This is a genomic window from Sorangium sp. So ce362, from assembly GCF_051519845.1.
GTDB lineage: Bacteria > Myxococcota_A > Polyangia > Polyangiales > Polyangiaceae > Sorangium.
This window is the reverse complement of record NZ_CP150332.1, coordinates 1,098,156-1,110,493: the sequence shown is the minus strand read 5'-3', so window position 1 is coordinate 1,110,493 and position 12,338 is coordinate 1,098,156. Positions and strand designations below refer to the sequence as shown.

General features: G+C 72.1%; 10 protein-coding genes. 3 read left to right on the top strand and 7 right to left on the bottom strand.

The features are described from left to right. The first annotated feature begins 92 nt into the window (after positions 1-92). Positions 93-812: a CPBP family intramembrane glutamic endopeptidase gene (locus WMF17_RS04410; RefSeq protein WP_437600705.1), complete on the top strand. Its 720-nt coding sequence runs from the start codon at positions 93-95 to the stop codon at positions 810-812. Positions 813-1,039: 227 nt separating this feature from the next. Then, positions 1,040-1,885 carry a GFA family protein gene (locus WMF17_RS04405; RefSeq protein WP_437648282.1) on the top strand — a complete coding sequence of 282 codons (846 nt, stop codon included), beginning with the start codon at positions 1,040-1,042 and terminating at the stop codon, positions 1,883-1,885. 145 nt (positions 1,886-2,030) lie between these two features. Here WMF17_RS04405 and WMF17_RS04400 read toward each other — a convergent pair whose 3' ends face one another. After that, complete coding sequence (locus WMF17_RS04400) at positions 2,031-2,222, bottom strand: hypothetical protein (protein WP_437648281.1); 192 nt, start codon at positions 2,220-2,222, stop codon at positions 2,031-2,033. Between the two features lie 380 nt (positions 2,223-2,602). Between WMF17_RS04400 and WMF17_RS04395 the strand changes: the two genes are divergently transcribed. After that, the gene (locus WMF17_RS04395; protein ID WP_437648279.1) at positions 2,603-6,199 is read left to right on the top strand and encodes a DNRLRE domain-containing protein; all 3,597 of its coding nucleotides are present in this window, start codon (positions 2,603-2,605) and stop codon (positions 6,197-6,199) included. 55 nt (positions 6,200-6,254) lie between these two features. Here the strand turns inward: WMF17_RS04395 and WMF17_RS04390 are convergent, their stop codons facing one another. The 6 genes from WMF17_RS04390 to WMF17_RS04365 all read right to left on the bottom strand — a co-directional run bounded on the left by WMF17_RS04390 (position 6,255) and on the right by WMF17_RS04365 (position 12,330). Further along, on the bottom strand, positions 6,255-6,680 hold the full coding sequence (locus tag WMF17_RS04390; RefSeq protein WP_437648277.1) for an STAS/SEC14 domain-containing protein: 426 nt from the start codon (positions 6,678-6,680) through the stop codon (positions 6,255-6,257). A gap of 40 nt (positions 6,681-6,720) precedes the next feature. Then, the gene (locus WMF17_RS04385) at positions 6,721-7,194 is read right to left on the bottom strand and encodes a hypothetical protein (RefSeq protein ID WP_437600700.1); all 474 of its coding nucleotides are present in this window, start codon (positions 7,192-7,194) and stop codon (positions 6,721-6,723) included. A gap of 144 nt (positions 7,195-7,338) precedes the next feature. Further along, complete coding sequence (locus WMF17_RS04380; RefSeq protein WP_437648275.1) at positions 7,339-8,688, bottom strand: ABC transporter permease; 1,350 nt, start codon at positions 8,686-8,688, stop codon at positions 7,339-7,341. Further along, a complete protein-coding gene (locus WMF17_RS04375) occupies positions 8,685-9,647 on the bottom strand; it encodes an ABC transporter ATP-binding protein (RefSeq protein ID WP_437600698.1) in 963 nt (320 codons plus the stop codon). The genes WMF17_RS04380 and WMF17_RS04375 overlap by 4 nt, the downstream gene beginning before the upstream one ends. Continuing rightward, the gene (locus tag WMF17_RS04370; protein ID WP_437648273.1) at positions 9,644-11,050 is read right to left on the bottom strand and encodes a TfuA-like protein; all 1,407 of its coding nucleotides are present in this window, start codon (positions 11,048-11,050) and stop codon (positions 9,644-9,646) included. Before WMF17_RS04370 ends, WMF17_RS04375 begins: the two co-directional genes overlap by 4 nt. Next, positions 11,047-12,330 carry a YcaO-like family protein gene (locus WMF17_RS04365; protein WP_437648271.1) on the bottom strand — a complete coding sequence of 428 codons (1,284 nt, stop codon included), beginning with the start codon at positions 12,328-12,330 and terminating at the stop codon, positions 11,047-11,049. Before WMF17_RS04365 ends, WMF17_RS04370 begins: the two co-directional genes overlap by 4 nt. Between the last annotated feature and the right edge of the window lie 8 nt (positions 12,331-12,338).

Genomic DNA, 12,338 nt, shown 5'->3' with positions numbered 1-12,338 from the left:
GTCGAGCGACGCCTGCGCTTCGCGCGGGCTCGTGACGCCCCGCTTCGCCTCACCCGCCGCGGGCGCCGAGCCCTCATTCCCGAGTTCCTGCCATGTCCACCACCGCCCCTGCCAGCACGCGCCGCGCAAAGGCAGCGCTGCAAGTCCTCGTCGTCGCCGCCATCCTGCTGGCGCTCATCGCGCTCGGCCAGGCGGCGGGCCGCGACGCACGAGCTCTCTCATCGCGGGACATCGGCCAGGGCGTCGCCCTCGGCGGTGGCGTCTTGCTCGGCAGCGTCGCTGTCATGCTCGCCGTGCTTCGAGAGCCCTGGAGCACGCTCGGCTTCCGGCGTGAGGCTCCGAGCGCCGTCCTGACCTCGGGCCTGCTCGGGCTCGTGGCCAGCTACCTGGCCGCCGGCGTGGGAGCGGCCGTCTACGCGCTGGTCGCGGGCCTCGACCCTGAGCGGCTCGCCGCCGAGAGGACCGCCGCGCTCGTCGGCTTCTCCGAGCTCCCGCCGGCCCTCGTCCTTCCGCTGGCGCTCTTCACCGGCATCTACGAAGAGCTGGTCTTCCGTGGTTTCTTCGTCTCGCGCTTGCGCGCCGCCCTGTCCCCCAGACCCCATGACCGCTCCGCCGCCGTCGGCGCCGTCGTGCTGTCGTCCGCCCTGTTCGCGGCCGGCCACTTCTATCAATCCATGCTCGGCGTCGTGCAGACCTTCGCCATCGGCCTGGTGCTCGGGACGCTCGCGGTGCGACGGAACAATGTCTGGCCGTGCGTCGTGGCGCACGCGAGCATCAATCTGATCGGGATGATCGCGCTGCGGTCTATCTGAGGCGGCGCGGGGGCAGCGCTGGCCAAGCCCGCGGGGCCGCGGGGCCGCGGCTCGATGGGACGGCAACAGAGGATTCGAGGCGCTGGCCCTCACCCACCTGCGGCTCTCCGATCTCGCGTCGAGCGCCGGATCCGGACGCGTGCCTGTGAACCCCGCGGTGCTAACGTGCACGCCCAGGTCATCGCTCCGGCTCACACGGATCGCTCACGACCACGAGAGGTACGACCATGATCAAGGGCGCGTGTCTATGCGGAACGGTCCGCTACGAGATCGGCGGTCCATTCCAGACCATGCTGAACTGTCACTGCTCGATGTGCCGCAAATTCCACGGCTCGGCGTTCGCCACGGCCGTTGTCGCGCCGCTATCGGGCTTTCGCTGGCTCGCCGGCGAGCACGCCATCCGCACGTCCTGCGCGAGCGACCATCGCTCCTTCTGCGTCACCTGCGGCTCGGCCATGCCGCTGCTCGTCCCCGAGAAGCAGCTCGCCCTGGTCCATGCCGGCAACCTCGAGGGCGATCTCGGCATCGAGCCACAGTTCCACCAGTTCGTCGGCTCCAAGGCGCCCTGGTACACGATCACGGATCCCCTGCCGCAGTTCGAGGGGTGGCCGCCCCAGATCCAGAGGCCGGTCGTCTCGCGCCCCGCGGTCCCGCCCAGGGAGGGCGTCACCCAGGGGAGCTGCCTGTGCGGCGACGTGGCCTTCGAGCTCGACGGCGCGCCCATCCTCATGATGAACTGCCACTGTTCGCGCTGTCGCCGCGGACGCAGCGCCGCCCACGCGACCAACGTCCTCGTCGGCCTGGACAAGCTCCGCTGGGTCCGCGGCGACGCGCAGGTCGCGAGCTACAAGGTGCCCGAGGCGCAGCGCTTCGGCGTGGCGTTCTGCACGCGCTGCGGCAGCGCGGCGCCGCGCCAGTCACCCGAGCGCGGCTTTGCCGTGGTGCCCGCGGGAGCGCTCGACACCGATCCCGGCATCCGCCCGAGAGCCCACATCTTCGTCGGCTCCAAGGCGAGCTGGTTCCCGATCACGGGCGAGCTGCCGCAGTTCGCCGATCTCCCGCCCCAGATCTGACATCCGGCGGATCACCTGCCCTCCACGCCCCACGCCTCCGCGAGCGAAAGGAGGCGTCTGGCGACGGCGAGGCACCGCATTCCTGGACGGACAGAACGCGCTCGATGACCTGCGGCTTGAACCTCGAACATCGTGAGAGCAGGAGTCACGTGACCAGAATCGCCTGCGACCGGAGGACCTCGCGGCGGCTCTCCGCCACGCGCCGCAGCGCGCCGATGATGGCGCGCGCTCGCTCTTCCGTGAAGTCGCCGTGCAGCGACACCCGCACGATGCCGTCGGGCTCGTCGCGCACGTCGAGGCCCACGTCCTCGAGGCCGAAATCGTTCATGCCGGGCATGCTAGCTCCTCCGCCGCGCGGCGACACGCGTGCTGTCGGGTCAACGCCGCCGTCGTTGCGGGCGGGCGGGCGCGTCGCTCGCAGCGGGGTCGATGGCGAGCTACTTGAGTGGATCCAAGCTGGATGGCTTGAGGACAGGTGGCTCCGAGATCCTCCGCTGGCCATGACAACCACCTCTTCGTGGTCCGGCGAGGATCGGCGAATGCGCCGGTGGGATGATGGGCCTTCCTCGCTTACGCCCGGGTCGGTCGGTCTGGCCAGGCGCGACTTCATGAAGAAGTAACAGCCGGAATGCATGGCACGGCGTAATGTGAGAGTGGTCGCCACTGTCTGCCGCGGCCACTTCCTCCAATCGTATTCGAACGCCAACAGGTGTCATCGTGCGAAATTCGTTCCTGTTTCCGCGTGCGCGCTCGCGCCCGTGGAATTCTCTTCTTCGGCTTCACTCCATTCGATGGACGGCTGCCCTGACGCTCGCGACCGCCTGGGGCTGCGGCGACTCGTCGGATGCGGGCGAGCTCGGGAGCGTCGAGCCGGGCGCTGCGCTCGGGAGCGCCGAACAGGCCGTCTCCCTCCCGAGCGGGCGCGTGGTCATCAGCCAGGTGTACGGCGGCGGGGGAAACGCGGGGGCCGTGTACACGCACGACTTCGTCGAGCTGTTCAACCGGTCGAACAGCCCGGTGTCGCTCGCGGGGTGGTCCCTCCAGTACGCGAGCGCCGGCGGCACGGGCGCCCTCGGGGCCACGACCACGCAGCTCACCGAGCTGCCCGCGATCACCCTGCAGCCCGGCCAGTACCTCCTCGTGCAGGAGGCCGCGGGGTCGGGCAACGGCGCGCCGGTCCCCGCCCCCGATCTCGTCGACACGACCCCCATCAACCTGAGCGGTTCGGCGGGGAAGGTCGCCCTGGTCCGGCAGGCCGCGGGCCTCGGCTGCAACGGCGGCACGGCGCCGTGCTCGGCGGCCCAGGAGGCGCTCATCGAGGATCTTGTCGGGTACGGCGGGGCCAGCTACTTCGAAGGCGCCGCGCCGGCTCCGGCGATCGCCAACGCGACGGCGTCGCTCCGGCGAGACGCTGGCTGCCAGGACACGGGCAGCAACGTCGACGACCTCTCGACCGGGACCCCCGCGCCCCGCAACACGTCGACCGCGGCGCTCGCGTGCGGCGGCGACGCCCCGCCGGTGGTGACCGGGACGGCGCCCAGCGACGGCGCGACCGGCGTGGACCCGACCGCGAGCCTGAGCGTGACGTTCAGCGAACCGGTTGTCGCGGCAGACGCCTTCGAGCTCTCCTGCGCGGGCAGCGCGCGCCCGATCGCGATCAGCGGCGGCCCCCTCGCCTTCACGCTCACGCCGGCCGAGCCGCTCCTCGCCAGCGCCGCTTGCCTCCTCGTCGTCCGGGCGAGCGGCGTGCAGGAGCAGGACCCGGGGAGCAACGCGACGATCGAGCCCTTGCCCGCCGACGTGTCGGTCTCGTTCACGACGGGGCACGCGGCGCCGGCGGTCGCGATCCACGACATCCAGGGGCGCGCGCACCTCTCGCCGCTTCTGGGCACGGTCGTGAAGACGACGGGCCTCGTGGCGAGCCTGCGCAGCAACGGCTTCACCGTCGAGTCGCCGGCGCCGGACGGCGATCCGGCCACCTCCGAAGGCCTGCTCGTCTTCACCGGAGCCGCGCCGGCGGTGAGGGTCGGCGACCTTGTCGAGCTCACCGGCGAGGTGGCGGAGTACCGCGCCGGCTGCGCCGACCCGTGCACGCCCTCCCGCGGCAGCGCGTACCACAACCTGACCGTCACCGAGCTCGACCGCCCCCGGATCGCCGTGCTCTCGACCGGCAACGCGCTGCCGCCCCCGGTCCCGGTCGGCTTCGCGCCCGGCTCGCGCCGCCCCCCGACGCAGACCATCGAGGACGACGCCAGCGGCAGCGTGGAGGCCGCGAACCACGTCGACCCCGAGGCCGACGGCATCGATTTCTGGGAGAGCCTCGAGGGCACGCGGGTGAGCCTGAACGACCCGACCGTCGTGGGCCCCACCCGCCGGTTCACGAGCTCCGGCACCGCGGAGATCGCGCTGATCCCGGGCGACAGCGACCCGGCCACCGGCGACGCGGCCGGCCTGCGCAGCGCGCGCGGGGCCGTCGTCATCAGCCCAGGCGACTTCAACCCGGAGCGGATCCTGCTCCAGGTCCCTCTGAGGACCTCGACGCCGGCGCTGGACGTCGGCGCCACGTTCGCCGGGCCCATCGTGGGCACGGTCGACTACAACTTCGCCAACTACAAGCTCCTGCCGGTCGACGATGCGCTCCCCGCGGCGATCTCGGCGCTCCCGCGTGAGAGCGCGTCGCTGGGAGCGCGGAGCGCCGACGACCTCGACGTGGCCGCGTTCAACGTCGAGAACCTCGATCCGGGCGATCCGCAGGAGAAGTTCGATCGCCTCGCCCGGATCCTCGTCGATGGCCTCGGCAGCCCCGACCTCGTCGCGCTCGAAGAGGTCCAGGACAACAGCGGCCCGAGCAACGATGGGGTCGTGGACGCATCGGACACCGTCGCGCGGCTCATCGCCGCGGTCGCGGCCGTGCCAGGCGGGCCCACCACCTATCAATTCCGCAGCATCGATCCGGTCGACGGCGCGGACGGCGGTGAGCCGGGCGGCAACATCCGCGTGGGCTTCCTGTTCCGGACCGACCGCGGGCTCGAGTTCGTCGACCGCCCGGGCGCCGGCGCCCTCACGCCGAACGAGGTGCTCAGCGACGCGGGCGGCGTGTCGCTGCGCTACAGCCCGGGCCGCATCGACCCGGGCAACCCGGCCTTCGGTAACAGTCGCAAGCCGCTGGCAGGCGAGCTCCGCTGGAACGGAGAGCCGCTGTTCGTGGTGGCCAACCACTGGAACTCAAAGGGCGGCGATGCGCCGCTGTACGGGCGCTTCCAGCCCCCGGCCCTCTCGAGCGAAGCCCAGCGACGGCAGCAGGCCACGGTGGTCGCCGGCTTCGTGCGCCGGATCCTCGACAGCGACCCGTCCGCAAACGTGGTGGTCCTGGGCGACCTCAACGACTTCCAGTTCTCGGCGCCCCTCGGGATCCTCAAGGAAGCCGGGCTGACCCCCCTCATCGAGACGCTCCCGCCGGAGGAGCGCTACACGTACGTGTTCGACGGCAATGGCCAGGCGCTCGACCACGTGCTGGTCAGCGCCAACCTGGCCGGACCGAAGCTACTGGGCTTCGACGTCGTCCACGTCAACGCGGAGTTCGCCGACCAGGCCAGCGACCACGATCCCGGCGTGGCGCGCTTTCGCATCGCGCCCGCTCCGGACATGGATGGCGACGGCGTCCCTGACGCGCGCGACAACTGCCCGACGGTGTCCAACGCCTCCCAGGCGGACTCGGACGGCGACAGCCTCGGCAACGCCTGCGACCTCGAGTGCGTCAGCGTGCGGCGCGACACGTTCGGCGGTCTGCAGGACTCCTTCGTTGAGGACTTCACGACCGGCTGGGCGTACGGCGCGTATCCCTACCTCATCACCGGCGCGGGCGCGGTCCGCCCGGCGACGGCGGTCCTGGCCTACGATCTGTCGTTCATCCCGGCAGGCTCCAGCGTGACCTCGGCGACCCTCTCGCTCTCCTATGCCTGGAAGCCCGCGGGCAGCGTCGTCACCGTGCACCGCGTGAACGGCGCCTGGGAAGAGCTCACCCTCGATGCCGGCGGCTTCAGCGGATACAGCCCGACCGTCGAGGCCTCGCTCACCACGCTCGCGCAAACCGACGCGTTTGCCTCCGCCGAGCTGACGTCCCTCGTCCAGGGCTGGATCAACGGCGCGCAGCCGAACCACGGTGTCGCGCTGGTCGACGCGAGCAACAGGACCGACTTCCGCGCGAGCGAATATCCCGACGTCGCGCGCAGGCCGAGGCTCGACGTCTGCTATCACGCAGCCGAGTCACCAGGAGGCGCCGCGGAGGTCGCGACCGAACCGCGCGCCCGGTGACATCGCTCAGCGGCCGCGGCGCCCGCGGTGAGCTCCCACCTGTAGCCGTTCCGGCTCATGGGACCGAGCCCCGCCTGGCCCGGAGCGCGTCCCGCTGGGCGAGCAGCCACGCGCGCGCCTCGGCCTCCGTGCCGAAGAACTGCTGCGGGTAGGATCGCCCTGTGAGCAGCTGCACGCCCTTCGCGAGGAGCGTCAAGATGACGCGCAGGGAAAATCCCGCTCCGAGGATCGCGACGGCATCGATGCGCGCGCTGCGCACCTCTTCCGTCACCACCTTGCGCACCGACGGCGGGATGGCGCCCGTGTGACGCGCGTCGGCGAGCACCAGGACCTCGCGGCCGCTCTCCGCCAGGCGCCGCAGCGCGCCGAGGATCGCGCGCGCTCTGTCGCCCGTGACGTCGCCGTGGATCTCCAGACGCAGGATGCCGTCGGGCTCGTCACGGACATCGGGGCACGCGTTCTCGAGGCTGACGCCGCTCATGCCGAGCATGCTAACCGACTCGCGACGGCGGTTCAGCCCATCACTTCGCGCCCGCGAGCCTCAGCACCTCCGCCCGCTCAGCGTCGGTCGGCTCACGCTGGCAGTCCTTGCCGGCGCTCTCGAGGGCGTCGAGCTGGCGGACGAGATCCCCGGGGTCGACGCTCATGCAGCCCTCCTCGAACTCCGAGCACTCGGCGACGGAGAGCGCGGTCCCCGCGACGTAGCGGCAATCAGGATCCCCGGGAGGGTACCTCAGGAAGGTCGAGGCATGCGTGAGCAGACACGTCGCGTCCGACGGCGTGCTCGCCTCCTTGCAGCGCGCGGCGGCGATGCGCGCGATCCGCGCCAGATCCTCCGCCGGAATCACATGCACCCGGGGGCGAGGAGGCGGCGCGCTCGCAGCGCCGGCGGTCCGCGGGCCGGCCGCGGGCCGCGCCGCCTCGGAGCACGCGCACGCGAAGAGGGCGCACACGCCGATGCCGACGAGGACAGGCAAGGATCCCCCAGGCTTCATGGCGCGACAACTACCACGCCTGCTCGATCGCCCGCAACCGAGCGCCCCTCCTCCGGTCCGCGAGCCAGCCCGGACCGAGGAGGCCGTGGCCGCGGCGGAGGCCCTCGGGCGTGCCAGCGGCGCTCCCGACACGCCCGGACCGCGTCACCCGGCGCGGGCCCAGCGCCAGAGCTCGCGGAGGGTCGGCGTCGCTCCATGGGAGAGGACGCCTATCCGGAAGATCTTCGCGGCGACCCAGACGAAGAGCAGCACGGTCGCGCCGGTGCCGCCGATGGAGACGAGGATCTGCCAGAGCGGCGGCTCGGAGACGAGGACCCGGACGAACATCACCATCGGGGCGTAGATCGGGATCATCGAGAGCACGACGGCCAGCGTCGAGCCGGGGTGACCGGCGATGACCACGAGGAAGAACGGCGGCGCGGAGAGCGCCATCGAGATCGGGCTCATCAGCTGCTGCGCGGCCTTCTCCGAGCTCGCGGCCGCGCCCCCGACGGCATAGACAGCCACGTTCACGAGGTATCCGAGGAGGAAGAACACGACGAAGTACACGGCGACCATGGGTCGAAACAGGGTCTCGGCGTCGATGAGGCGCGGCCCTCCCAGCGCGCCGATCGCGACGCCCGCGGCGGCCGCCATCCCGAGCCACACGACGATCTGCGTGAGGCCGGCGGCGGCGAGGCCGAGGATCCTCCCGGACAGGAGCTCGAACGGGGTCACCGAGGAGAGGAGGATCTCCATGATCCGGTCCGACTTCTCCTGCACGATGCGGCGCAAGATCTCGCGACCATTCAGGAGGATCGCGACGAAGAGCAGGCCGCCGAAGCCGAAGGCGACGAGCATGTCGAGGTCGCCGCCGGGTCCCCCGGGGCCGCTCGAGGAGAGAGGCGCCGACGCGAACGCGGGGGGCGAGAGGAGGCCCTCGATCTCGGCGGCGTCGCGGCCGCGCGCCGTCCACCTCGCCACGGCGACGCCGCGCGCCACCACCGCCGCGGCGTGCTCGATGGCCTCGAGGTCAGCCCCGCTCGCGTACAGCGCGCCCCGCGCGCCGGCGTCCTCGAGCATCGCGGGCGGGAGCACCACCACGGCGTCCGCGCCGTGCCCTCCCGTCGCGACGCCCGCCCTCGCGCCGTCGAGCAGCGCCGCGACCGCCGCGCTCGTGGCGGCAGCGTCCCCGGGGGCCACGTAGGTGAGCCGCAGCCGGGCGGCCCTCGGGAGCACCGCGCTGCCCATCGCGGCGCCGAGCGACCTCGCGGCGGACCGCGCCGACGCCTCCTCGGCGAGGCCCGCGAAGGCGGCCTCCACGACCCCGCGGAGCCGGCCTGTCCCGTCGACAACGACGACCGAGCGGTCGCCGACGCCCGCGGCGACGATGAGCGCAGGGAGCAGGCCCACCGCGGCGAAGAGGACCGGCAGGACGAGCGTCGTGAGGACGAAGGACGCGGTCTTCACCGAGGCGACGTACTCGCGCTTCAGCACGACGAGGATGCGGCTCACGATGCCTCCAGCGCGGAGCCCCGGCCCGCGCGCGCCCTCGGGGCGAGCGGCGGCGGGGCGCCCTCGCCGACGACGCGAGAGAAGATCTCGTCGAGCGACGGCGACGAGACCTCGAACCTCCGCACCCGGAGGCGCGGGAGCGCCGCCGAGAGCGCCCGCTGCGCGTCGTCGGCGTCGCGCAGCACGAGCTCCGCCGCGCCGGGCTCGAACCGCGCGCTCACAACACCGTCGATGCCGAGGAGGAAGGTCCCGTCGCCGTCGAACTCGATGCGCGCGGTGTTGCCGGCGAAGGACGCCTTCACCTCGCCGACGGGCCCCTCCAGGACGACGCGCCCCCGATCGACCACGACCACGTGGTCGGCCAGGCTCTCGGCGAGCGGCATGACGTGGGTCGAGAGCAGGAGGGTCTTTCCGGCGGCGCGGAGCTCCCCGAAGAGCCTCGTCACGAGCACGGCGTTGACGGGATCGAGGCCCGACATCGGCTCGTCGAGGACGAGGATCTCCGGGTCGTGGACGAGCGCGCCGCAGAGCTGCACCTTCTGCTGGTTGCCCTTCGACAGCGTCTCGATCCGCGCGCGCGCGACGTGCTCCAGCTCGAGCGACCGGAGCAGCCGCGCGGCGCTCTCGCGCGCGCGGCGCGGGCGGACGCCCTTGAGCTCGCCGAGGAAGGCCAGGTGATCGGCGACCGGCATCTGCTTGTACAGGCCTCGCTCCTCCGGGAGGTACCCGACGCGATCGCGGATCGCGACGCTGTCGCTCCTGCCTCCGAGGACCTCGACCGCGCCCTCGTCGGGGAGGAGGATGCCTGTCACGAGGCGCATCGTCGTCGTCTTTCCAGCGCCGTTCCGGCCGAGGAGGGCGGTGGCGCCGCCGCGCCGCACCTCGAACGACGCGGCGTCGACGGCCCGGCGCGACGCGAAGACCTTCGTCGCCCCGCGCAGCGAGATCGCGGGCGTCATCGGCGCTCCGGGGCCGAGGCGCCCGCGGCCCGGTCGCCGGGCGCGGCGCGGCGATAACACACCTCGCGCAGCGCCACGCGCTTCCACTCGTCCGCATCGGCGAAGCCGGCGGAGCGCAGCGCGCTCGCCGGATCGGGCGGCACGGGCGCGCCCAGGCACCGCTCGAAATACCACCGGGTGAGGTCGCCTTCGGTCATCCCGGCGTCGGAAAAGGCGGGGTTCGACAGGCCGAGCTCGGCGAGGCGCCGCTGCTTCTCGCGGGCCCGAGAGAGCAGCTCCGCGTACTCGCCGGAGACCGAGAGGTGGTCGCGGACGTGGCCTTGCGCCGCCTCGTCGAGCGCCTTGTCGACCCAGCCGATGAGCGCCTCGTCGCGGAGCAGCCTCGTCAGCTCGCCCCAGCCGACGCTGAACTGACGCATCCACGCCTTCACGTCGTCAGGCTCGTAGAGCCGCCGCTCGCGGCGGAAGGCGTCGGACGTCCGCTGGAGCGCGGCGTTGTCCACGGTGATGCCGCGCCGCTCGGCCTCCTTCAGCGCGAGGTAGCGGAGCATGGCCCCGCGCTTCGCCCGGCCGTAGGCCGCCGCGTCGAGCCGGAGCTCGTCCAGGATGCCGTCGAAGACGACCGTGTCGTACGGCGACGCGTCGCCGGCGCCCGGGCGCTCCGCGGCGACCATCTCGCCGGCGAGCTGCTCGGTGCGGCACCAGAACTCGGTGACCTCGAACCTGTACGTGACGGTCTTCAGCGAGAAGCCGGCCTCGGCGCGCGCGCGGAGGTGCCGGAGCAGCGCGATCGCGTCGTCGCGCTTCCGGTGGACGCGCCCCTTCGGGAGGAAGTCGCGCAGCGACGCGAGCTCGCTCTGCGGGACGCCGTGGCGGGACGCGGCGTCGAGGATCACGGGATAGGCGCGGTCTGGATAGTAAAGAGACTTTGCGATCGCCGTGAGCGCGTCGCGCGTGACGGCGGTGATCACGCCCGCGGCCGCCGCGGCGTCGAGCGTGCTGCGGATGTTGACCATCGCCTCGGAGCCGGCGCGAAAGCCGCTGTCCGCGGGGCCGTGGGCGACGGCCACCTCGTCGTCGTCCTCGATGAGGCCGTCGCGGTAGCCCTCGAAGATGGCGCCCACGCCTTCCATGCCGAAGGCGGAGAGCTCGGCGGCGCGCAGCGCCCCCATGCTGGAGCTCCCGAAGACGTGGATGCCCTGCGCCATCGCGAAGAGGATCTCCTTGTGCCAGACCGCCGGGACCCGCTCGAAGTAGCCGTCGATGATCGCGATCGCGCTCGGGCGCTTCGCGCATGCCCGGTAGACGTCCCCCTGCGAGACCGGCGGCAGATAGATGGCGTCGAGCTCCGCCCGCGCGGCCTCGAGCGAGAGGGTAGGACCGATGAAGACGATGATGCTCATGCGATCTCCTTCAGGCTCTTCGCGCTCCGGCGATCGAGCGCGCGGCGGAGCCGAGGGCCAGGGATGTAGCTGGGGAACGAGTGGATCCCTTCGAGCCCGGGAATCACGATCTTGACGACGGCGATGCCGAACTCCGGCTTCGTGAGATCGAAGGCGACGACGCTGTCGATCCCGACCGCGCGCAGCCGCTCGAGCTGCCAGGCGACGTCGTCCTCGAACGTGTCGCCCGCGAACGTCGGCCCCGCGGAGAACGGGCGCTCTCCGCGCGCCGTCAGCAGCCGGCGGAGGTGCCGGACCTGATCGGGGCTCCGGTGGCGGTCGTAGTCGGTCCGGAGGAGGTCGTCGCGCGCGCCCGAGATGACCGTGAGCCGGGTCTGCGCCGCCTCGGTGAGGGCGCGCAGGAGCGCGACGGCGCGCGACGGATGGCAGCCTTGCCCGCCGGAGCCGTGGAGCGCACGGATGGCGTCCTCCGTCCGCTCGGCGATCAGGCACTCGTACGAGGGGATACCGACGTCGGAGGTGGTCTCCCACGCGCCGACGGCGATCCCGGCGGCCGAGAATTTCGCGAGCACCTCGCGGCAGCCGGGATCATCGATGGTGTCGAGATCGAGGCGCCTCGCGTCCCGCTCCTCGTCGGTGAGGGCCCCCCACACGGCCGTGGCGTCGCGCTCGACCACCTCGCAGATACCGTAGCTCACCGCCTCGAGGAGCCCGTTTCCCGACGAGAGCCCGTTGGTCGAGCAGCAGAAGATCCCCGGGTTGACGCGGCCCGTCGTGGTGGCGTTGACGTGCACGAGCTCGTAGGGGACCCACACCGGGGCGCCGCGCATGAGGTCGTAGCCCTCGGCCCACAGCAGCGGGGTGTCCTCGTCGAGCGGCACGCTCGATGTCCGCGGCAGCGCGAAGACGTCGGCTATCGCGTGGGAGCGCCGGAGCTCGCGAGAGGAGCCGAGGAGCAGCGGCCGGATGATGTTCTCGCCGTGATAGGCCTCGATCGACTCCATCAGCCCCGAGACCCTCGCCGCCGCGAGCGTCAGCCCCTTTCCCTGGCTGACCGAGAGAGAGCGCGAGTTGGGCCGGCAGACGACGACGACCGGTATCCCGATCGCGTCGAGCCCGGTGACGTTGGCTATCCGCGTGATCCCCATCGCCGGCATGAAGCCTTTGATCCGATCGAAGGTCTCCTCGGGCGAGGCCGTGCGGTGGGTGCCGTTCATGAAGCGCTTCTTCTCGGGGCCCGAGAGCCCCGGCATGGGCGGAAGCTTTGTCTGAGTCTCCACGGTGCTCC

Excerpts from the sequence above, each read along its gene's own strand:
- WMF17_RS04410 (WP_437600705.1), top strand. The coding sequence starts at position 93 with ATGTCCACCACCGCCCCTGCCAGCACGCGCCGCGCAAAGGCAGCGCTG.
- WMF17_RS04405 (WP_437648282.1), top strand. The coding sequence starts at position 1,040 with ATGATCAAGGGCGCGTGTCTATGCGGAACGGTCCGCTACGAGATCGGC.
- WMF17_RS04400 (WP_437648281.1), bottom strand. The coding sequence starts at position 2,222 with ATGCCCGGCATGAACGATTTCGGCCTCGAGGACGTGGGCCTCGACGTG.
- WMF17_RS04390 (WP_437648277.1), bottom strand. The coding sequence starts at position 6,680 with ATGAGCGGCGTCAGCCTCGAGAACGCGTGCCCCGATGTCCGTGACGAG.
- WMF17_RS04385 (WP_437600700.1), bottom strand. The coding sequence starts at position 7,194 with ATGAAGCCTGGGGGATCCTTGCCTGTCCTCGTCGGCATCGGCGTGTGC.
- WMF17_RS04375 (WP_437600698.1), bottom strand. The coding sequence starts at position 9,647 with ATGACGCCCGCGATCTCGCTGCGCGGGGCGACGAAGGTCTTCGCGTCG.
- WMF17_RS04370 (WP_437648273.1), bottom strand. The coding sequence starts at position 11,050 with ATGAGCATCATCGTCTTCATCGGTCCTACCCTCTCGCTCGAGGCCGCG.